18 protein-coding genes are annotated in these 21,098 nt (G+C 73.1%); 12 read left to right on the top strand and 6 right to left on the bottom strand.

All coding sequences use genetic code 11. From position 1 onward, the window contains the following. Positions 1 to 80: 80 nt before the first annotated feature. Positions 81 to 344 carry a glutaredoxin family protein gene (locus IEY20_RS09280; RefSeq protein ID WP_022903488.1) on the bottom strand — a complete coding sequence of 88 codons (264 nt, stop codon included), beginning with the start codon at positions 342 to 344 and terminating at the stop codon, positions 81 to 83. A gap of 71 nt (positions 345 to 415) precedes the next feature. Here IEY20_RS09280 and IEY20_RS09275 point away from each other — a divergent pair, with 71 nt between their 5' ends. The 7 genes from IEY20_RS09275 to IEY20_RS09245 all read left to right on the top strand — a co-directional run bounded on the left by IEY20_RS09275 (position 416) and on the right by IEY20_RS09245 (position 8,006). Beyond that, the gene (locus IEY20_RS09275; RefSeq protein WP_188889090.1) at positions 416 to 1,417 is read left to right on the top strand and encodes a PrsW family intramembrane metalloprotease; all 1,002 of its coding nucleotides are present in this window, start codon (positions 416 to 418) and stop codon (positions 1,415 to 1,417) included. A gap of 67 nt (positions 1,418 to 1,484) precedes the next feature. Beyond that, the gene (locus IEY20_RS09270; RefSeq protein ID WP_175327345.1) at positions 1,485 to 3,170 is read left to right on the top strand and encodes an adenosylhomocysteinase; all 1,686 of its coding nucleotides are present in this window, start codon (positions 1,485 to 1,487) and stop codon (positions 3,168 to 3,170) included. Continuing rightward, complete coding sequence (locus IEY20_RS09265) at positions 3,167 to 4,627, top strand: amidohydrolase family protein (RefSeq protein ID WP_188889088.1); 1,461 nt, start codon at positions 3,167 to 3,169, stop codon at positions 4,625 to 4,627. The genes IEY20_RS09270 and IEY20_RS09265 overlap by 4 nt, the downstream gene beginning before the upstream one ends. Next, positions 4,624 to 5,121 (top strand): cupin domain-containing protein, encoded by a 498-nt coding sequence (locus IEY20_RS09260; protein ID WP_229727974.1) that lies wholly within the window; start codon positions 4,624 to 4,626, stop codon positions 5,119 to 5,121. The genes IEY20_RS09265 and IEY20_RS09260 overlap by 4 nt, the downstream gene beginning before the upstream one ends. A gap of 355 nt (positions 5,122 to 5,476) precedes the next feature. Then, positions 5,477 to 6,295 carry an ABC transporter substrate-binding protein gene (locus IEY20_RS09255; protein ID WP_175327344.1) on the top strand — a complete coding sequence of 273 codons (819 nt, stop codon included), beginning with the start codon at positions 5,477 to 5,479 and terminating at the stop codon, positions 6,293 to 6,295. A gap of 5 nt (positions 6,296 to 6,300) precedes the next feature. Continuing rightward, positions 6,301 to 7,179, top strand: coding sequence for an amino acid ABC transporter permease (locus IEY20_RS09250; protein ID WP_022903494.1), 879 nt, complete (start codon positions 6,301 to 6,303; stop codon positions 7,177 to 7,179). A 104-nt stretch (positions 7,180 to 7,283) separates the two neighbouring features. Next, positions 7,284 to 8,006, top strand: coding sequence for an amino acid ABC transporter ATP-binding protein (locus IEY20_RS09245; protein ID WP_042726586.1), 723 nt, complete (start codon positions 7,284 to 7,286; stop codon positions 8,004 to 8,006). A gap of 254 nt (positions 8,007 to 8,260) precedes the next feature. Here IEY20_RS09245 and IEY20_RS09240 read toward each other — a convergent pair whose 3' ends face one another. Next, the gene (locus IEY20_RS09240; RefSeq protein WP_175327343.1) at positions 8,261 to 9,226 is read right to left on the bottom strand and encodes an NAD(P)H-quinone oxidoreductase; all 966 of its coding nucleotides are present in this window, start codon (positions 9,224 to 9,226) and stop codon (positions 8,261 to 8,263) included. A gap of 89 nt (positions 9,227 to 9,315) precedes the next feature. On the opposite strand from IEY20_RS09240, the gene IEY20_RS09235 reads away from it, so the two are divergent. After that, complete coding sequence (locus IEY20_RS09235) at positions 9,316 to 10,209, top strand: polysaccharide pyruvyl transferase family protein (protein ID WP_175327342.1); 894 nt, start codon at positions 9,316 to 9,318, stop codon at positions 10,207 to 10,209. Positions 10,210 to 10,310: 101 nt separating this feature from the next. Further along, complete coding sequence (locus IEY20_RS09230; protein WP_022903498.1) at positions 10,311 to 10,775, top strand: hypothetical protein; 465 nt, start codon at positions 10,311 to 10,313, stop codon at positions 10,773 to 10,775. 55 nt (positions 10,776 to 10,830) lie between these two features. Here the strand turns inward: IEY20_RS09230 and IEY20_RS09225 are convergent, their stop codons facing one another. After that, a complete protein-coding gene (locus IEY20_RS09225; RefSeq protein ID WP_175327341.1) occupies positions 10,831 to 11,706 on the bottom strand; it encodes an aldo/keto reductase in 876 nt (291 codons plus the stop codon). Between the two features lie 124 nt (positions 11,707 to 11,830). On the opposite strand from IEY20_RS09225, the gene IEY20_RS09220 reads away from it, so the two are divergent. Together IEY20_RS09220 and IEY20_RS09215 are read left to right on the top strand one after the other, a co-directional pair. Further along, positions 11,831 to 13,960: a glycosyltransferase family 39 protein gene (locus IEY20_RS09220; RefSeq protein WP_175327340.1), complete on the top strand. Its 2,130-nt coding sequence runs from the start codon at positions 11,831 to 11,833 to the stop codon at positions 13,958 to 13,960. Continuing rightward, on the top strand, positions 13,957 to 14,139 hold the full coding sequence (locus IEY20_RS09215; protein WP_022903501.1) for a hypothetical protein: 183 nt from the start codon (positions 13,957 to 13,959) through the stop codon (positions 14,137 to 14,139). Before IEY20_RS09220 ends, IEY20_RS09215 begins: the two co-directional genes overlap by 4 nt. A 135-nt stretch (positions 14,140 to 14,274) precedes the next feature. Here the strand turns inward: IEY20_RS09215 and IEY20_RS09210 are convergent, their stop codons facing one another. The 3 genes from IEY20_RS09210 to IEY20_RS09200 form a co-directional block, all read right to left on the bottom strand. Beyond that, positions 14,275 to 15,534 (bottom strand): FAD-dependent oxidoreductase, encoded by a 1,260-nt coding sequence (locus tag IEY20_RS09210; protein WP_175327339.1) that lies wholly within the window; start codon positions 15,532 to 15,534, stop codon positions 14,275 to 14,277. A 76-nt stretch (positions 15,535 to 15,610) separates the two neighbouring features. Further along, the gene (locus IEY20_RS09205; RefSeq protein ID WP_175327338.1) at positions 15,611 to 16,072 is read right to left on the bottom strand and encodes a DUF6264 family protein; all 462 of its coding nucleotides are present in this window, start codon (positions 16,070 to 16,072) and stop codon (positions 15,611 to 15,613) included. A gap of 10 nt (positions 16,073 to 16,082) precedes the next feature. Further along, entirely contained in the window at positions 16,083 to 16,955 is an 873-nt protein-coding gene (locus IEY20_RS09200; RefSeq protein ID WP_188889081.1) for an HpcH/HpaI aldolase/citrate lyase family protein, read from the bottom strand. 331 nt (positions 16,956 to 17,286) lie between these two features. On the opposite strand from IEY20_RS09200, the gene IEY20_RS09195 reads away from it, so the two are divergent. Next, positions 17,287 to 20,973: an ATPase AAA gene (locus IEY20_RS09195; protein WP_042726587.1), complete on the top strand. Its 3,687-nt coding sequence runs from the start codon at positions 17,287 to 17,289 to the stop codon at positions 20,971 to 20,973. Positions 20,974 to 21,098: the final 125 nt, after the last annotated feature.

Raw genomic sequence — 21,098 nt, 5'->3', positions numbered from 1 at the left:
GGTGGATTCAGCACCAGACACAACACCCCGGTGGATCAGCGCGCTCCCAGGAACGCCGATCAGCCCGACGGACGCCCGGCTCAGACGATCCCGGAGGCCTCCAGCTCGCCACGCAGCTCCGCGTCGGACGGCTCCACGAAGTGCTTCCCGTTCGGGAGCACGACCACGGGGATGTTCTTCCGTCCGCTGATCGCCTCGGCACGATCGGCCGCCGACAGGTCCGCCTCGACGTCGACGTAGTCGTAGTCGATCCCGAGCCCGTCGAGCAGCGCCTTCGAGCGCCGGCAGTCGCGGCACCAGTCAGCGCCGAACATGGTCACCTTGTCGAACGTCGTCTCAGCCATGCGGGGTACGACGCCGGGCGCCTCCCGTACATTCCCGAGCCGCACCGGGCCGGGCGGAGCACCATCGGAGCATGAGCCTCCACGTCGCCGCGGTCCACCCCCACCACCGTCACGGGTGGTGGTGGAAGACGCTGCTCTCCGGGTTCCTCCTCTGGGTCGTCACGATCGTCGTGACCGTGGTGACGCAGAACACGAACCTCGTCCCGACGATCATCCTGCTCGGGAGCTTCCTCGTCCCCTTCACCGTCGTCCTCTTCGTGATCGAGCGCGTGACCGGCACGATCAGCACGATGCAGCTCGTCACGGCGTTCTTCGTCGGCGGCATCCTCGGCGTGCTCGGCGCCTCGCTGCTCGAGGCGAACCTGCGGCAGGACGCGCTGCTGTACATCGCGGTCGGCTTCGTCGAGGAGTTCGTCAAGGGCGTGCTGCTCGTCGTCGTCGCCTGGCGGGTCCGGCCGAAGTCGGCACGGCAGGGTGCACTCCTCGGCGCCACGGTCGGTGCGGGCTTCGCGGCGTTCGAGTCCGCCGGCTACGCCTTCAACGCGGCGATCACCTCGCGGGGCATCGACCTCGTCTCGCTGCTCCAGACCGAGGTGGTGCGGGCGATCCTCTCCCCGGTCGGGCACGTGCTCTGGACGGCGATCCTCGGGGCGGTCCTGTTCGGTGCCGCCCGCGGCGGGGTGCGGCTGCGCTGGTCGTGGACGGTGCTCGTGGCCTACGTCGGGGTGTCGCTCCTGCACGGCCTCTGGGACAGCAACTCGACGTTGGCGACGCTGCTCGCCTTCGTGTTCACCGGGACGCCCTTCTCCGCCGCGCGTGGGCAGTTCGTGCCCGCGGACGTCGCGACGCTCTCGACGACCCTCTACGTCGTGGGCCTCGCCGTGGTGACCGCGATCGGCGTCTCCGTGCTCGTGAGCGTCCTCGTGCGGCACCGGCGGACCGACCGGGCGCTCGCCGCTGCCGTCAAGGCCGATCCGCAGCGCGTCGCGCCACCCGCATGGCTCGTCGGCGTGGACGACGCCGGTACCGACAGTTCCACCTGGGAGCGGACGCCACCTCCGCACGCGCACTGACCCGCCCCCCCCGGCACCGACCCGGACGCAGCACCGGCCCGTCGCCCCCGCGCTCTACGATGTCCCCATGCCGCAGCGACCCGACCCCGCCCGGGCCGCCTGGGCCTCCGCCGCGGTCCGTCGCTTCGCCGCGGCCACGAACCTGCTCGTCGCCGCACGCCGGTTCCGCATCGTGGGAGGCGACCCAGCCGACGTCGCCGTGCTCCACGCCCTGCTGACCGGTCTCGGCGCCCGGCCGGCGGGAGAACAGGAACCCGTCGACCACCTCTGGTGCCTCGGCGACCCGGCCGAGACCACGCCCGCGATCGAACGCGAGGCCGACCGACCCCGCGGTGCCGCGCTCGTCGTGGTCGACGCCGGCCGCCACGTCCCCGCCGTCGATGAGGACGCCTTCGGGCCGGTCGCCCCCGTCCGGCCCGGCGTGCTCGGGGTCCCGCTGCTGTCCGACGACGTGCACCTGGTGTCGACCGGGCGCGACCCGGAGACCGATCCCGCCGCCGAGGCCCGCGTCCGCTGGGCACGCCGCTGGATGCCCGTGTGCCGCTCGGTCGCCGGCGAGCTCGGGGCCGGCGGGCTCCTCCGCGGCAGCCGGATCGCGGTCGCCATGGTGCTCGAGCCGAAGACCGCGGTGCTCGCCCTGCTGCTCCGCGACGCCGGGGCCGAGGTCGTCGTCTACGCCCACGGCGACGAGACCGACGACGCCGTCGCCGATGTCCTGCGCGCTGCCGGCCTGCGGGTCTTCGCCCGCGCGGGCGTGACCCTCGCGGAGCAGAAGGAGCTCGCGCTGGCGATGCTCGACACGGCGCCGCACATCGTCCTCGACGACGGCGCGCACGTCATCCGGCTCGTGCACCAGGAGCGCCCGGACCTCCTCCCGACGATGCTCGGAGCCGCGGAGGAGACCACGAGCGGCCTCCGACCCCTGCGCGCGATGGCCGAGCGCGGCACCCTCGGGATCCCGGTCGTCGCCGTGAACGACGCCCGCACCAAGACCTTCTTCGACAACCGGTACGGCACCGGACAGTCCACCGTGTTCGCGACGCTCGACCTGGTCGACCGGCTCGCGTCCGGCGCGCACCGGGTCCGCCCGGGAGGCACGGCCGTCGTCGCCGGGTTCGGTCCGGTCGGCGAGGGGGTCGCGATGGTCCTCCGCGCGCTCGGCTTCGGGGTCGTGGTCGCCGAGACCGACCCGGTCCGCTCGCTGCAGGCCGTCTTCGCCGGCCACGCCGTCGCACCGCTGGTCGACGCCGTCCGCGACGCCGACCTCGTGGTCAGCGCGACCGGTGTGCGGGACACGATCTCGCTCGAGGTCCTCCGGGCGGCCGCGGCGGGCGCGGTCGTGTCGGTCGCGGGCGGCGTCGAGCAGGAGGTCGCGGTCGACGACGCCCTCGCCGCCGGAGCCGTCCCGACCGCCGAGGCCGCGGCGGTCGAGCACTTCACGTTCCCGGACGGGCACCACGTCGTCGTGCTCGACCGCGGCGGCTGCATCAACGTCACCGCCGCCGAGGGCAACCCGGTGGAGATCATGGACCTCTCCTTCGCGGCGCAGCTCGGCGCCGTGCGGATGCTCCTCGAGCGGGGCGACGAGCTCGACCGTGGCGTCGTGCCGATCGACCCCGCGGTGGACGACGCGACCGCCCGCGCGGCGCTCGCCGCGTTCGGGAGCCGAGCCGCGCCTCCCGGCCGTGTCGCCGAGCAGCCGGCGGACCGCGAGCCCGACGTCCGGACGCACCGCTTCGGGGACCCGTCGTGAGCGGCGTCGTCGTCCACGCAGCCCGGGTCGTCGTCCCGATGACGGCGCCGCCGATCGCGGACGGCGCCGTCGCGGTCCGCGACGGCCGGATCCTCCACGTCGGCGACCGCACGTGGGTCGTCGACCAACTGTCGGCGAACGGTGTGCCGTTCACCGAGCGACGGTGGCGCGGCGCGCTCCTGCCCGGCCTCGTCAACGCACACACCCACCTGCAGTACACCGGCATGGCCAGTGTCGGCCGCGGTCAGTACGGGGGGTTCGAGGACTGGGCCGCAGCGTTCAACACCGACTACGCCCAGCCGCACGACTGGGCCGCCGAAGCCGCGGCGGGGGCACGGGCATCGCTGGCCGCCGGTGTCACGAGCGTCGCGGACGTGGTGACGGACATCGAGGCCGCCACCGCGCTCGAGGACCACGGACTCGGCGGGATCGCCTACTGGGAGGTGATGGACTGGGAGAACGCGGCCTGGCAGGAGCACGGGCGCAACCAGGTGCTCGGCGAGCTCGCCCGCATCCCGGCGGCGCCCGGCGCGGGGTTGTCCCCGCACGCCCCGTACTCGCTCGAGGTCGCGCCGCTCCTGGAACTGCCGGACATCGTGCGGCAGCGCGGACTCCGCCTGCACCTGCACCTCGGCGAGGCCGCGTTCGAGGGGGAGCGGACCGCGCTCGAACCCGTCCCCGGGTTCGACGGCGTCGTCGGCGTGGGGCACGGAGCGGACTGGCACCTCGCGAACGTGCCGTCCTTCCGCGCGATGCGGGCCCTGGGCTTCGGCGCGAGCGCGACCTCGTTCGTCGACCGGCTCGGCGTGCTCGGGCCGGACTGCCACATCGCGCACGGGGTGTACATGACCGCGGCCGACCGGGCACTGCTGCGCGCCCGGGGCGCGGCCGTCGCGCTCTGCCCGAGGTCGAACGCGGTCATCGGACTCGACCCGCCGCCCGTCGCCGACTACCTCCGCGAGGGCAGCCCGATCGCCATCGGCACCGACTCGCTGTCCTCGTCGCCGTCGCTCGACCTGATGGCCGACGTCACCGCGCTCCACCGCATCGCCCGCGCGCAGGGGTACCGCGGCCACGACCTGCACGAGCGGCTCCTCGCGGCGGCGACCCTCGGCGGCGCCCACGCGATGGGGCTGGCGGTCGGGCCGGACCGCACCGGGCACCTCGCCGTCGGTTCACGGGCGGACCTCGCGGTCTTCGACGTCGACGCGCGCACGGTGCCGGACGCGCTCGCCGAACTGGTGGAGGACGGCTCCGGACGGGCCGTCGCCACGATCGTGCGCGGTCGGGTCCGGGCGCTGGACGGCGCCGTCGTCGAGCCGGCCACGTCGCACGACTCCCGATCGTCCGGTCGCTCGTCCGGTCCCTCGCCCGACCCGTCGTCCGACCATCCGTCAGGCCGGTCGCCCGACCCGTCGTCCCGCCCGTCGTCCGCCCACCTGGAGGAACCCGCATGACCGAGACCGCACCCCGACCCGGCATGGCCGCCCGACGCACCGTGGACGGCGAGCTCGTCGAGTGGCTCGACGTCCCGAAGCGCGCCGTGGCCCTCGGCATGGAACCGCACCCCGAGGGCGGCTGGTACGTCCGGACGTGGACCTCGCCGGCGACGGTGTCGACCCCGGCCGGTGACCGTCCCGCGGCCACGCTCATCCACTTCCTGCTCCCGCCGGGCGAGGCCTCGGCCTGGCACCGCGTGGTCAACGACGAGATCTGGATGTGGCACGGGCCCGACGCGGTGGAGCTCCAGCTCGGGGGCGACGGGGACGAGCCGGTGCCCGGCGCGACGATCACGCTCGGACCCGATGCCGGGCGCGACCGGGTGAACGACGCGCAGGCGTTCGTCCGCGGTGGTGTCTGGCAGCGGACGCTCCCGCAGGACGGCGAGGTGCTGCTGAGCTGCCTCGTGTCGCCCGGGTTCTCGTTCGAGGACTTCTCGCTGGCCGACTGAGGCGGCTCGCGGCGGCGGCCGGCCGGCAGCGACGCGCCTCGCGGCCCCGCCGGCAGCATTGCCGGGGCGGGTGACGGACGCCGTTGTCCGCCACCCGCCGCCGGAGCAACGTGCTGCGGGACCGATCATGCACGAAGAACACGCCGGCGAGGCCGTCGTGACCGATTCGTGTCCATCGATTGCGGCTTTCGCACCGAGCCGCATCCGGCTCGGACCCGGATCGCTTCCGGCCCGGACCCGTCTCGCATCCGGCTCCCGTCCGCCACCGTGACGGTGCGGGTCGCGCTGACTCGCGGTGGTGTACCAGTTCCGCGTACGATCTGATCGCCCCCACCCCTCGAGCGAAGGCCCGCCCGTGACCCGATCCCTCCGCCTCACCCTCGCCGTCGCCACCGCAGCCGTCGCCGCGCTCGCCCTGAGCGCCTGCTCGGCCGGCAGCAGCAGCGCCGACGGCACCGTCACGGACGGCAAGCTGACGATCGCGACCGGCCAGCCGGCGTACGCGCCGTGGGTGGAGGACGACAAGCCGCAGTCCGGCAAGGGGTTCGAGGCCGCCGTCGCCTACGCGGTCGCGAAGGAGATGGGCTACGCGAAGTCCGACGTCGTCTGGAAGCGCAGCACGTTCGACAGTGCGATCGCACCGGGCCCGAAGGACTGGGACCTCAACATCCAGCAGTTCTCGATCGACGTCAAGCGCAAGAAGGCGGTCGACATGTCGACCGCGTACTACACGACGACCCAGGCCGTCGTGACGACGAAGTCCTCGAAGGCCGCCGACGCCACCACGATCAGCGCCCTGAAGCAGGACGCGATCGGCGTCGCGGCGGGGTCGACGAGCATCCAGAGCGTCAAGGACGTCCTCGGCGTCACCCCGCAGGTGTTCAACTCGAACGACGACGCGGTGCTCGCCCTCGAGTCCGGCCAGATCGACGCGATCATCACCGACCTGCCGACCGCGTTCTACATGGCGTCCGCGCAGCTCGACGACGGCACGGTCTCAGCCCAGTTCCCGGCCGACGGCTCGGGCGACCAGTTCGGCTTCGTGCTGCCGAAGGGCTCCGCACTGACGAGCAAGGTCGACACCGCGCTCGGGAAGCTCGAGGACGACGGCACCCTGGAGCGCCTGCAGACGAAGTGGCTCTCGTCCGAGACCGGCACCCCGGTCCTGAAGTAGCGCGCGTGACCGTCCCCGCAGGCGCCGGCACCCCCGTGGTCGCCGGTGCGCCGAGTCAGGTGGAGCTGGAGCGGCGCCGGTACCGCCGGCAGCGCGGACGCCGCTCGACCGCCGTGTCGATCGTGTCGACGCTCGTCGTCGTGGCGCTGCTCTACTTCGGTGTGGTCAACACCCCGGGCTGGGCCGCCGTCCAGCAGTCGTTCTTCGACCCGCAGACCGCCGTCGAGTCGTTCCCCGCGATCCTCGCCGGACTGTGGCTGAACGTCCGGATCCTGTTCTTCGCGAGCATCGGCGTCGCGGTGTTCGGCACGCTCCTCGCCGTCGTCCGGGGCCTGCGGAGCCCGGTGTTCTTCCCGCTCCGGGTACTGGCGACCGGGTACACGGACCTGTTCCGCGGGCTCCCGCTCATCATCGTGCTGTACCTCGTGGGCTACGGCATCCCCGGACTCGGGGTGTTCCCACGGCTCCCCGCGGAGTTCTGGGGCACGATCGCGATCGTGCTGACGTACTCGTCGTACGTCGCGGAGGTCCTGCGCGCCGGCATGGAGGCGGTGCACCCCTCGCAGCGCCTCGCCGCCCGGTCGCTCGGCCTCTCGCACGCGAAGACCCTGCGTCTCGTCGTGCTGCCGCAGGCGATCCGCAAGGTCACCCCAGCGCTCATGAACGACTTCGTCTCGATGCAGAAGGACGTCGGGCTGGTCTCGATCCTCGGCGCCGTCGACGCGGTCCGGTCGGCGCAGATCGCGCAAGCGGAGAGCTACAACTTCACGCCGTACTTCGTCGCGGGTCTGCTGTTCGTGGTCATCAGCCTGCCGCTGATCCGGGTCACCGACGCGATCGCGCGCCGGCAGCAGCAGCGCGAGCAGATCGGGGGCACGGTGTGAGCGACGTCGCACGGAACGGTGGCAGCGGGGCGGGCGCGGGTCGCGCCTCCAGGCAGGACGACGGCCAGGAGGCACGGCGCAAGCCGCCGACGTCGGCTCCGGTCCTGGAGCTGCGCGGCCTGCGCAAGTCGTTCGGCGAGCACGAGGTCCTCCGCGGCATCGACCTGACGGTGCACCGCCACGAGGTCATCTGCGTCATCGGGGCGTCCGGCTCCGGGAAGTCGACGCTCCTCAAGACGGTGAACCTCCTCGAGGGGATCGACGACGGCGAGGTCCTGCTCCAGGGCACCGACATCGCCGACCCGCGGACCGACGTCGACGCCACGCGTGCGCGGATCGGTGTCGTCTTCCAGCAGTTCAACCTCTTCCCGCACATGAGCGTGCTCGACAACGTGACCCTCGCGTCGCGGCGGGTGCACGGCATCGGACGGGCTGAAGCCGAGGCGACGGCGAAGCGCCTGCTCGACCGCATCGGCCTCGCGGACTTCGCCGGCGCCTACCCGGACCGGCTCTCCGGTGGCCAGCAGCAGCGCGTCGCGATCGTCCGGGCCATCGCCTCCGACCCCGAGCTGCTCCTGCTCGACGAGGTCACGAGCGCCCTCGACCCGATGCTCGTCGGGGAGGTGCTCGACCTCGTCACCGAGCTGAAGCGACAGGGCTCGACGATCCTGATGACGACGCACGAGATGTCCTTCGCGCGGAACGTGGCCGACCGGATCGTGTTCCTGCACCGGGGCGAGGTCGTCGAGCAGGGCGCACCGGCCGACGTCCTCGACCGTCCGACGCACCCGGCGCTCGTCGAGTTCCTCGCCCGCGTGCACGCCTGACCCCGGACGGCACGGTCCGCACCGCACGCGATCCGTTCGTGCGAGGCGGTGCCGTTCGCTTCCGCACCGCACGCGATCCGTTCGTGCGAGGCGGTGCCGTTCGCTTCCGCACAACCAAAGTCGTCCCGAACCGCGGGGCGCCGTGGTTCGGGACGACTTTGGTTGTGCGCTGAGAGTGCCGGCGTGCCGGTGCGGCGGGGGCGAGTGGAGCGTCCGGGGCGGGTTCCGGGAGTGCGCGCAGCGCGACCTGCCGGTCAGGGCGTCAGTAGCACCTTGCCGATGAGCTCGCCGTCGGCCATCCGGCGGTGTCCCTCCGCGGCCTCGGCGAGCGGCAGGACCGAGTCCACGACCGGACGGACGCGACCGTCCTCGACGAACGGCCAGACGTCGGCGCGGACGGCGGCGACGATCGCGGCCTTCTCGTCGAGCGGTCGGGCGCGCAGGGTCGTCGCGCTGATCGTCGCGCGCTTCGCCATCATCGCGCCGAGGTCGAGTTCGCCGACCCGGCCGCTGCTCGACGAGATCACCGCGACGTGCCCGTTCGGCGCGAGGGCTTCGAGGTTCCGACCGAGGTAGTCGGCACCCACGACGTCGAGCACCACGTCGACGCCGCGACCGCCGGTGTACTCGCGGACGGCGGCGACGAAGTCCTCGGTGCGATGGTCGATCGCGAGGTCCGCGCCGAGGTCCCGTGACGCCTGGACCTTCCGTGCGCCACCGCTCGTCGTGATCACCGTCGCGCCGAGGGCCTTGGCCCACAGGACGGCATGCGAGCCCATCCCGCCGGTCCCGCCGTGCACGAGGAGGGTCTGCCCAGGACGGAGTCCGGCCAGCATCCCGACGTTCGAGAACACCGTGCAGGCGGCTTCGGGCAGCGCAGCCGCGGAGACGAGGTCGAGCGACTCCGGCACGGGCAGCACCTGCGTCGCCGGCACGACCGCGAGGGAGGCGTAGCCGCCCCCGGCCAGCAGAGCGCAGACGCGGTCGCCGACCGACCAGTCGGTGACGCCGGGCCCGAGTGCGCGGACGGTGCCCGAGACCTCCAGCCCGAGGATCGGGGAAGCGCCGGGCGGCGGCGGGTAGTTCCCGGCGACCTGCTGGCGGTCGGCGTTGTTCACCCCGGCGGCAGCGACCTCGACGAGGACCTCGCCGGCACCGGGCTCCGGGTCGGGGAGGTCGCGCAGGGTCAGGGTGCCGTCGTCGTGGGAGATCGCTCGCATGTCCTCGACGGTACGCCCCCGCACATCCACTACTGGCGCCGAACACATGACATCTGATATGTTTATGTTGTCCGACTCCAGGAGGTCCTGTGTCCCGTTCCGTCCGAGCATTCTGGTGGTCCCCCCGCCGCGATCCCCGCGTCCTCGCGCACGAACTCCGGGACCACGCCTCCGGGTGGGCTCGGCTCGCCCTCGCACGCGGACCGGTCCTCACGAACCACGGCGACGAGCTGTCCGCCGTGGTCCTGCGGGAGGTGCTCGGCCGACCCGTGCGCTGGGCTCCGCTCGGCCGCGAGGACGTCGTCGCCGTCGGGAGTGCGATGATCCCGTACCTCACCCGCCGGGGCCGGGGGATGATCTGGGGGACGGGGCTGCACACGCCGGAGCTCCCGGCCGACGTGCCGAGCGACTTCCGGGAGCGCGTCCTCGCCGTGCGTGGGCCGCTCGCCCGTGCCGCACTCGGTCTCGACGAGCGCACACCGCTCGGCGACCCGGGACTGGTCGTCCGTGCACTGCGCCCTGGGCTGCCGGACAACCGTCGCCGTGGCACGGTCCTCATCACGCACTTCACCTCGCACGCCGATCAGAGCGACCGCGCGGCGATCCGGGCCCTCCGTGCCGCCGGGATGCGTGTCCTCTCTCCGACCCTCACTCCCGACGAGATGCTCCGAGAGATCGGGTCCGCCGAACACGTCGTGAGCGCGGGCATGCACGGTGTCATCCTCGCTCACGCCCTTCGGACCCCGGCCACGCTCGTCTCGCTCCACGCAGCGCTGCCCTCGTCACCCTCGTTCAAGTACCACGACTACCACCACTCGGTCGGACTCGAAGCACGCGCGACCCACTGGAGCGCACTGCTCGGCGCCGAGGGGCGGCGGGCGGCCCACTCGGCGGGTGCGGCCGACGTCGTCCGCGCCGACCGGACCATCGACTCCCTCGTCGCCGGGCTGTTCGCAGCCGCTGCACCGCTCCGGTCGTCCTGACCGCGCCGCGCCCGACGGCACTCGCGTCCAGACCGCGCCGGTACGCTCGGACGCGGTCCGCACCCACGGGGGCGTGCGGACGTCGAAGGGGGAAACGCAGCATGCGCAAGCACATCACGACCATCACGACCGCGGTGATCGCCGTCACACTCCTCGCCGGCTGCTCCGGCGGTGGGTCGGGGGACGGGGGCGGTGGGGCGGCGACGGACACCGCCGCCACGAAGACCGCGCAGGCAGCGCCGTCGCAGACGAAGCAGGAAGCGTGCGACCAACTCGAGGACGCACTGCGGTCGTTCGTCAGCGAGCAGATGTCCACGTCGGCACCGGCTGACCCGAAGAGTCGCGCCGAGGTCGTCGACGGCTTCACCGACCGGATCGACGCCGCACTCCCGAAGGTCGGCAACGCCGAGGTCAAGACCGACTTCGAGGCGTTCACGAAGGCGGCGAAGGGCTACGCGGACGCGCTCGAGAGCAGCGGCAGCACGACGTCCGACGCGGTCACGGCCGCAGAAACGAAGGTCCAGCAGTCCCTCACCGCGATCTCGGCGGACTGCCCCGCGAAGTGAGACGCGGGGCCGACGACGCACAGCATCGTCGACCCCGCGCCCGGATCGGGATCGGTCAGGCTGCCGGCTGTGCGGCGTCGAGCCGTGCGACCTCCTCGGGTCGCAGCTTCACCGTCGCGGCGGTCACCGAGTCCAGGATCGACTGCGGTCGCGACGCCCCGGGGATCGGGATCACCACGTCGCTCTTCGCCAACTCCCACGCGAGTGCGACGACCTGCGGGCTCACCCCGTGGTCCCGGGCGACGGTCGCGAAGTCCTCGGAGGCGGTGCCGAGGTCAGCCGCGTTCGTGATGCCGCCGAGCGGACTCCAGGGCAGGAACGCGATGCCGAGTTCGTCGCACAGTTCGAGCTCCGGCTCGCTCGACCGGAAGCGCGGCGAGTACTGGTTCTGGACCGAGACCAGTCGGCCGCCGAGGACCTCGTTGGCGGTCCTGATCTGGTCGGGGTCGGCGTTCGAGATGCCCGCCATCCGGATCACGCCCTCGTCGAGGAGGTCCGCGAGGGCACCGACCGAGTCCGCGTACGGGACGGCGGGGTCCGGACGGTGGAACTGGTACAGGCCGATCGCCTCGACGCCGAGGCGCTTCGCCGATGCCTTCGCCGCCTCCTTGAGGTACTCCGGGTTGCCGTTCTGCGCCCAGGCACCGGGCTCGGGGCGCAGGTGGCCGCCCTTCGTCGCGATGAGGACGTCGTCGGTCGCGCCGTGGAACTCGCGGACCGCCTTGGCGATGAGGGACTCGTTGTGGCCGACCTCGTCGTGCGCGGCGAGGTGGTAGGCGTCGGCGGTGTCGATGAGGGTGACGCCGGCCTCGAGCGCGGCGTGGATCGTGGCGACCGCCTGGCGCTCGTCGGGTCGGCCCTCGATGGACATCGGCATGCCGCCGAGGCCGATCGCGCTGACGGACTGGTCTCCGATGACTCGTTGCTTCATCGGCCCAGCATGCTCCGGGACTCCGGCTGCGCGTCCAGCGCATGCTCGGCGCGGTGACCGATCGCTTAGGGCAGCCACAGCGACGACAGGGGGACCCTGGATGTGCCGTCCGCACGCTGGTCGGATGACCACTCCAGCGCCGCACGCGTCCCCGAGCGTGCTCACCGGACCCTCGACCGGACCCTCGACCGGACCACGGACACCCCGCGGCCGACGGCGGCTGGTCGTCGACGGCCTCGTCCGACTCGTCCGGGGTCGCAGTACCACCGCCGCGTGGGAGCGTCCGGCGTTCCTCGGGCTCCTGCTCCTGACCGGCGTGCTCTACATGGTGAACCTCGGGGTGAACGGATGGGCCAACGCGTTCTACTCGGCGGCCGTGCAGGCCGGGAGCCAGAGCTGGGAGGCCTTCTTCTACGGGTCGTCGGACGCGGCGAACGCGATCACCGTCGACAAGCCCCCGGCGTTCCTCTGGGTGATCGGCATCTCCGTGCGCCTGTTCGGGCTGAACTCCTGGGCGATCCTCGTGCCGCAGGCCCTGATGGGTGTGGCGTCGGTGGCGATCCTGTACCGGACCGTGCGGCGGCGCTTCTCGGCGGGGTCCGCCCTCGTCGCCGGGGCGGTGCTCGCGACCACACCGGTCGCGACCCTGATGTTCCGCTACGACAACCCGGACGCGCTCCTCGTGCTGCTCACCGTCGGGGCGATCGCGCTGACGCTCCGCGGGGTCGAGTCCGGCCGGATGCGGTGGGTGGTCTGGGCCGGGGTGCTCATCGGGTTCGGCTTCCTGACGAAGCAGCTCCAGGCGTTCCTCGTCCTGCCCCCGCTGGTCGGGGTGTACCTCGTCGCGTCGCCCCGTCCGTTCGCCCGCCGCCTCGGTCACCTGGTGGCGGCAGCCGTCGCGGTCGTCGTGTCGGCGGGGTGGTGGGTCGCCATCGTCGAGCTCGTCCCGGCATGGGCGCGACCGTACGTGGGCGGGTCCCAGACGAACAGCTTCCTCGAGCTCACGTTCGGCTACAACGGGCTCGGTCGGGTCACGGGCGACGAGACCGGCAGCGTCGTCCCGGGTGGTGGCACCACGACGGGAGCGGGTTCCTGGGGGTCGACCGGGCTGACCCGGTTGTTCGGCTCCGAGTTCGCCTCGCAGATCACCTGGCTCCTGCCGACGGCGCTGGTGCTGCTCGTCGTCTCGCTCGTCCTCGTGGGCCTGCGCCGACGCACCGACCCACGTCTGGCGACGGTCCTGGTGCTCGGGGGGTCGCTCCTCGTCACGGGCCTCGTGTTCAGCTTCATGGGCGGGATCTTCCATCCGTACTACACGGTCGCGCTCGCTCCGTACATCGCCGGCCTGGTCGGCATCGGCGCAGGGCTCCTCCGGGCCCGCAGCGGAGCGTTGGCCTGGCGCATCGTGGCCGCGGTCGTCGTGGCGGGCACCGGGGCGTGGGCGTTCGAGCTGCTCGCGGACGTGTCGTCCTGGCAGCCGTGGATCCGCTGGGTCGTCCTCGCCGCGACGGCCGTCGGGACGGTCCTCGTGCTCCTGCCGCCGCGGGGCAGGCTCCGCTCCGGGGCGACGGTCGCGGTGGTCCTCGTGGCCGCGCTCCTCGGACCGACGGCCTTCTCGGTGCAGACGACGACGGTCGCGCACACCGGGGCACTGCCGTCGGCTGGTCCCCAGACCACCCGGACCGGCCCCGGTGGCGGCGGCCCCAGAGGGCAGGCGGGCGGCACGGGCGGCCAGGCGGGCGGCCCGGGCAACCAGGGGGGTGGACAGGGCAACGCGGCCGGGCCGGGGAACGCCTCGAACGGCAGTGCCACCACGACCGGCGGACAGGCCGGCGCGCCGGGAGCCACGGCCGGCGGTCAGGCCGCAGCGCCCGGTGGAGGCGGCCCTTCCCTCCTCGGTGGTTCCACCGCGGTGTCGGACGAGGTCGTGTCCCTGCTGACCGCCGACTCCGGCGAGTACACCTGGGTGGCCGCGACGGTCGGGTCGAACAGCGCGGCGAGCTACCAGTTGGCCAGCCGCGACCCGGTGATGGCCATCGGCGGGTACAACGGCACCGACCCGGCTCCGACGCTCGCCGCGTTCAAGGCCCTCGTCGCCGCGGGCAAGGTGCACTGGTTCATCGCGGGGTCCACCGGCGGGGGCACCAGCAGCTCGGGGACGAGCGCCGAGCAGATCACGGCGTGGGTCACCGCCCACTTCGCGTCCCGGTCGGTGGACGGCGTCACCCTCTACGACCTGACGAGCGCGTCGTGACCGCCCGGACTGCCCAGCACGGGTCCAACCTCGGGGGCGGGTCAGGATCCGGGGCCGCCGAGCAGCGGGGCGTCGGGCGCGGCGGTGCTCCGGGACGTCGCGCCGACCGAGCGGCGGCCCGCGCCGAACCGGCTCCGACGACCAGCACCTCGGCGATCGTGGTGCTCGGCTACGACTGAGCCGCCGAGGCGTCGGTGCAGGACGACGTCCTCGTTGTCGCACGACAGCGGCGACGTCGTGTCATAGCGGCACGGCCGCCGGAGCACGGCCGCCGGCGCACCGCAGCGGCACCGCCGCCGGAGCAGCCACCGCGATCAGCGCCGCGCCCACCCCGGCGCGTGCTCCGGCAACGGCCCGAACGCGATCCCGCGCGCGTACAGCCCGCGCACCGGGGGCACGTACCGCGCGAGCAGCACCGGCAGCAACGGCGGCCCGTCCTGCAACCGCCCGGCGAACGCCCGCTCGAACACGACCCGGTGCAGCACCGCCTGCGCTGCCTGGACGACCACCGCGGGCGGCGTGCGGCGGCGCTGCACCCGAGCGAGGTCGTGGTCGAGTGCGGCACCACGCCGACCTGCCCGCAGCGCCGGCGCGAGCACGGCCGCGGTCGCGACGGCGTCCTGGACGGCGAGGTTGATGCCGACCCCGCCCGCCGGGGACATCGCGTGCGCGGCGTCCCCGATGCAGAGCAGGCCCGGTCGCCACCACCGCCGCAGCCGGTCCATCCGGACGTCGAGCACGTGCACGTCGTCCATCGAGCTGATGGCGCCCACCCGGTCCGCGAAGTCCGGCCGGAGTCGTGCGACGCGGACACGGAACGCCTCCACGCCCTCGGCCCGGAGCCGCGCGTCCGAACCCTTCGTCGCGAAGTAGGCGACCTGGTGGTAGTCCGGCCGCGGGAAGCTCAGCAGCACGTCGTGCCCGGTGAAGGCGGGGACGAGCGCGCTCGCCGTGTCGCCCTCGTGCCGCGGCAGCCGGAACCACCACGTGTCGAACGGCACCGGGGTCGCGACGGGACGGAGTCCGGCAGCGGCCCGGAGCGTCGAGCCCCGTCCGTCGCAGGCGACCACCACGTCGGCCCGCAGTTCGGTGCGCTCGCCGGGGTCGCTGCCGTCGTCGTGCCGTGGAGCGAGGTGCACCCCGGTCACCACGCCGTTCTCCACGATCAGCCCGGTCGCGGCCGCACCCATCGTGATCGCGAACGACGGCTCCGCCCGGGCCGCGGTGACGAGCATGTCGAGGAGGTCCCACTGCGGCACCATCGCGACGTGGTCGTACGGCGGGGTCAGCCGGGAGAAGTCGCCGAGCAGGAGCCGGGAGCCGTCGGGCATCGGCAGCGAGAAGTCGTCGAGGCGGGACTGCGGCAGCGCCCGGAACGCGTCGCCGAGCCCGAGTTCGTCGAGCAGCCGGATGGTGGAAGCGTGGACGGTGTCGCCCCGGAAGTCACGGTTGAAGTCGTCGTGGCGTTCGACGACCTCGACGTCGAGGCCGGCGCGAGCGAGCAGCAGCCCGAGGACGACGCCCGCGGGGCCGCCGCCCACCACCGCCGCGGTGGTCCGCCGTGTGGTCACCATGGTGCGGACGCTACGCCCGGCGACGGACACCCGGCCGGGAGGCGCGGTGCCGTCCCGGTGCGCCGGCTGCGGCCCGTCAGGCGGTCCCGACGGACGAGGACCCGGTCGTCGCGTCGGCGGCCTGCGTGAACACGACCCCGCCCCAGGTGAGGCAGGCGACCGCGAGGACGAACCCGATCGCGGCGATCCACCAGGAGGACCGTCGTCGGAGCCAGGCACGGACCGCGAGCACGACCGTCAGGACGCCGACGACGAAGGACCCGCCGACCGCGATCGCCACGCCCCCGACGTAGCCGCCCGGGGTGCAGCCGGACGCGGCGTCGCAGGACACCGTCGCCGAGACCACCGCGATCACGCCGACGACCGCCGCGACGACGGTCATCAGGGCGCCGAACGCGAGCAGGAGCACCGTCGACACCCGGTCGGCGATGCGTCCCGCGGGGAACAGGGTCGTCCCGCCACGCTCCCACGTCGCGGCGCGCTGCTGCTCGCCGGGAGTGGGCGCCGGCGGCCCTCCGGGCACGTTCGACCAGGTCATGGCACCAGTCCTACCGCGCCTCGACGCCGAACGCCTGGGCGAGCTTCTGGATCTTCTGCGCCCGGCCGAGGCGCGGCAGGTCCGAACCGTCGCGGATGACGCGGCCGCGGGCCTCGAAGTCGTCGAGGAAGTCCTGTGCCCACGCGACGTCCGTCGGGGTGGGGGAGATGACCTCGTTGATGACGGGGAGCTGCTCGGTGTCGAGGCTGAGCTTGCCCGTCAGGCCGAGCGACACCGCGATCTGCGACTGCTCGCGGAGGATGGCGTGTGCCGACCCGACGGTCGGGCCGTCGATCGGGCCTGGGAGGTCCCCGACGCGCGAGGCGACGACGAGCCGGGACCGCGGGTACGCCATCGCGAGGGTGTCCGCACTCGTGCCGGTGTCGCGGCGGTAGTCGCCGGAGCCGAAGGCGAGCCGGAACGCCCCCTGTGCCTTCGCGATGCTCGTCGCCTCCTCGATGCCGAGTGCCGACTCGACGAGTGCGATCACCGGGGTCTGCCCGCCGAGCCGGTGCCACGTGTCGGTGACCTGTGCGGGCGACTCGGTCTTCGCGAGCATGACGCCCTGCAGCCCGGGGAGCCCTCGGAGCTCCTCGACGTCGTCGGCCCAGAAGTCGGTCGTGACGTCGTTGATGCGCACCCAGGCCTCGCCGCCGCCCGCGAGCCAGGCGGCCACGGTCGCACGGGCACCCGGCTTCGCCGCGGGGTCGACCGCGTCCTCGATGTCGAGGATGATCTGGTCCGCCCGCGACCGCTGCGCCCGGTCGAACCGGTCCGCGTGGTTGCCGGAGACGAGGAGCCACGACCTCGAGATGTCCGGAGCCACCACCCGACGACGGGACGGAGCGGGGGCGTGCGGAGCGGTTCGGTCGTCGATGGCCATGTCCACGTTGGTACCACACCGTGACCTCCGGCCCGCGTGTCTCGGGCGGTGAATCCGGAAACCTCCGGTTCATTGCAGGAGGCTGGGTCCGGTTCCGCCTACAGTGTCCGATGTGTGGCGAGCGGACAGGGTGACCGACGGTGGGGACGACGTGAACGACGACGTCCCCGTCGAGGGTGCCGACGCGCGCCCGCAGGACGAGCAGCAGGAGTCGGACGCGGCACCCGGGCATGACCGGGCGGCGCCCGGGCGTGACGGCCGGACGACCGGTGTCGGTCGACCCGTCGAGGGAGCCGACGCGGACGCGCCGGACCGGACCCTCCGACCGGAACTGCAGCTCACGAGCCCGCAGGCGATCAGTCTCGGCGATCCGCGCCTCCAGGCCGGCAACGCGGCGGAGCCCGCGTGGGACGCGTGGCGGAAGCAGCTCACCGGGGTCGGCGGGACCAGCCCGCTCACGCACTTCTCCGACCACCCGCGCGCACGCATCGAGCTGTCGACGACGCACCCGGGCGGTCTCGCACAGTTCATCACGGGCAAGACGACCCTCCTGTCGAGCCTGATCCGCGACGAGGTCGCCCTCCGCGCAGCCCGCATCGCCGCCGCGCACGTCGAGGCGAAGGGCACCGAGCTCGCGACGGTGCGCGGCATCGACGCCGTGAAGCTCGGCATCGGCATGGCCGACTGGAAGCACGGCGACGAGCAGTTCCGCGGTCCGGTGCTGCTCCGACCGCTCGCGATCCGCCGTCACGGGCGCGACTTCGAGGTCCGGCTGCTCGGTGAGCCCGTGCTCAACCCGGGCCTGGCCGACGCGCTCCACGAGCAGTACGGCGTCATCCTCGATGCGCAGTCCTTCGTGGCGCTGGCGCAGCAGGACGGCTCGTTCACGCCGAACCCCGTCATCGACCGGCTCCGCGGCCTGACTGCGCACATCCCGGGCTTCTCCGTGCACGCCCGGCTCGTCGTGTCGACGTTCGCCGAGGTCGCCACCGGCATGGTCGAGGACACCGGCGACCTGTCGCACCCGGTGCTCGACGCCCTCGCCGGCAACCCGAGCGCGAAGTGGCAGGTCGAGCAGTCCTACCGGCCGGTCGAGCAGACGCCGTCCGACGAGCGCAGCCCCGAGACGGACACCCTCCTCCTCGACGCCGACGACGAGCAGGAGAACGTGATCGCCCAGATCACGGCCGGCAACTCGATCGTGGTGAAGACCCTGCCGGGCACCGGTGGCACGCAGACGATCGTCAACGCGCTCGGCGGCCTCGTCGCCGCGAACAAGCGCGTGCTCGTGGTGAGCCCGCGCCGCGCGACCCTGCGCGGGATCGCCGCCCGCTTCGGCGAGGTGCAGCTGCCCGGGGTCGCGGTCACGCCGGCGACGCTGCGCCGCGACGTCGTCCGGGGCATCGCGCGCAACGAGAAGGCCCAGCGCCCGAACCTCCGCGAGGTCGACGACGCGCTCGTCCGGCTCCGCAAGGTCCTCATCGACTACCGCGGTGCGCTCACGCGCGTCGACCCGTCGTTCCGGGTGTCCGTGCTCGACTGCCTGGTCGAGCTCTCGCGACTCTCGCTCCTGCCGGTGCCGCCGTCGACGACCGCCAGGCTGTCGAAGGCGTCGGTCGCGTCGATGGTGGAGGGGCGCTCCCGCGTCGCCGAGACCATGGTCAGCGCGGCGAACCTGGGCGAGTTCCGCTACGGCCCCGACGACTCGCCCTGGTACGGCGCGAAGTTCGCCTCGAGCGACGGTGCGCAGCGGGCGCACAAGACCGCGAAGGACCTCGACACCGACGGCCTGCCGACGCTGCTCCGCCGCGCGCACGACCTCGTCGCGACCACCCACATGCGGCAGTTCACGACGATCAACGAGCTGGGCATCTACCTCCGCCTGCTCACCGAGATCCGGGACACCCTCGACCGCTTCCTGCCCGTCGTCTTCGACCGCTCGGTGTCCGAGCTCGTCGCCGCGACCGCCCCGCGCGGCGAGGGCGCACCCATGTCGTCGACCAACCGCCGGCGCCTGAAGAAGCTCGCGCGCGAGTACGTCCGCCCGGGCGTGCACGTGTCCGACCTGCACGAGGCCCTGACCCGCGTGCAGCAGCAGCGCGTCCTCTGGCAGCGGTACGTCGCGGCCGGCGTGAACCCCGAGGTGCCTACGGGCATCGCCGACGTGCAGGTGCTCTTCTCGAACGTGGTCGAGGACCTCGCGCGCCTCGACGAGCCCCTGGGGCGCACCGCCCGCGAGGACCAGCTCGCGAACCTCCCGGTCGACCAGCTCGTCCCGACGGTCCACGAGCTCGCCGCCGAGTCCGACGTCCTGCACAACCTGCAGGAGCGGACCGAGCTCATGCAGACACTCCGCGACCTGCAGCTCGAGCCGCTCATCACCGACCTCGCGAACCGGCACGTGCCGGACACCCAGGTGCCCGCCGAGCTGGAGCTCGCGTGGTGGCAGTCCGCCCTCGAGTCGATGCTCGAGTCGGACCGGGCGCTCCTCGGCGCGAACACCGACATGCTCGACCGGGTGGAGGCCGACTTCCGACTCGTCGACGACGCCCACGCGGCCGGCGTCTCGCAGGGCCTCGCGTGGCAGCTCGCCGAGAACTGGAAGGTCGGACTCGTCGACTGGCCGGACGAGGCCAGCGCGCTGAAGACGCAGCTCAAGGACGGCGCGATCACCTCGCGGCTGCTGCAGGACTCGGCCCCGCACCTGTCCCGGTCGATCGCGCCCGTGTGGCTCGCGAGCCCGTACGAGGTAGCCGAGATCGCCGACACGATGCCGTTCGACACGGTGATCCTCGTCGACGCCGGTGCGGTGACGATCGCCGAGACGGTCGGTGCGGTCCGCCGTGCCCGCCAGACGGTCGTGTTCGGTGACCCGGTGACGCAGACCCCCTCGCCGTTCCGGATCGCCGTGGACCCCGACCACCGTGCGCTCCAGGTCGACGAGCAGACCCTCGATGCCTTCCACGCCGACTCGGCGCTGGCGAAGCTGTCGACCCTCCTGCCGACGCTGTCGCTCACCCGCTCGTACCGGGCCGGTGGCGAGGACCTCGCCGAGCTCGTGAACCGCCGCTTCTACGGCGGCAGGATCGAGTCGCTGCCCTGGGCCGGTTCGTTCCTCGGGCACGGATCGATCGCGCTCGACTACGTGAGCGACGGCAAGGCCGTGCCGGACCCCGACTCCGGCGCCGTCGAGAGCGTCGACGCCGAAGTGGACCGCGTCGTGCGGCTCGTCATGGAGCACGCGCGCACCCGCCCCACCGAGTCGCTCATGGTCATCACCGCGTCCGCGAAGCACGCCGTCCGCGTCGAGCAGGCCGTGCTCACCGCGGCCCAGGGGCACAAGGACCTCACCGAGTTCGTCATCGGCGACCGCGCCGAGCCGTTCATCGTCGCCACCCTCGAGCAGTCGGTCGCGCAGAGCCGCGACCGGGTGGTCTTCTCGATCGGCTACGGCCGGACCCCGCACGGTCGTGTCCTCCGCGACTTCGGTCCGCTCGGGAAGCCCGGCGGGGAGCGCCTGCTCGCGGTCGCGATGACCCGCGCCCGCCGATCGATGGTCATCGTCACGTGCTTCCAGCCGTCGGACATCGAGGCCGAGCGGATGGGCCACGGCACCGTCGCGCTCGCGGAGATCCTCGCCGAGGTGCGTGCCCGCACCAGCGCCGAGTACGTGCCGGACGACTCCGACCCGCTGCTCGTGGACCTCGCCCGCCGGCTCGAGATGCGCGGCATCCCGGTCGCGCTCGGCCACCGCGGCAAGCTCGGGCTCGTCGCGGCCCACGGCGGGGTGTGCGTCACCATCGAGACCGACGCATCGCTCGTGAAGGGCTCGCTGCGCGAGTCGCTGCGGCTCCGGCCCGAGGTGCTCCGGCGGCTCGGGTGGCACTACGTGCGCGTGCACGCGTTCCAGCTGTTCTCCGACCCGGACCGGGTGGCCGACACCGTTGCAGCGGTGCTCGGCGTCGACCGCGGTGCCACGCAGGAGATCTCGATCCCACCGATCCCCGCCCGCCGATGAGCCGTCGGGCGAGCCGGCCCGCGGGGCCGGTCACGCCCGGGACGGACCAACTGGTGGGGGCGTGGACGCGAGCCGACGACGTGTCGGCTGCCGCGCCTCCCGTCCGTCCCGCGGCCACCGCGGAC

Source organism: Curtobacterium luteum (assembly GCF_014646995.1).
In the GTDB taxonomy this organism is placed as follows: Bacteria; Actinomycetota; Actinomycetes; order Actinomycetales; family Microbacteriaceae; genus Curtobacterium; species Curtobacterium luteum.
Note: the sequence above shows the minus strand (reverse complement) of the source record. Positions and strands in the feature narration are given on the sequence as shown.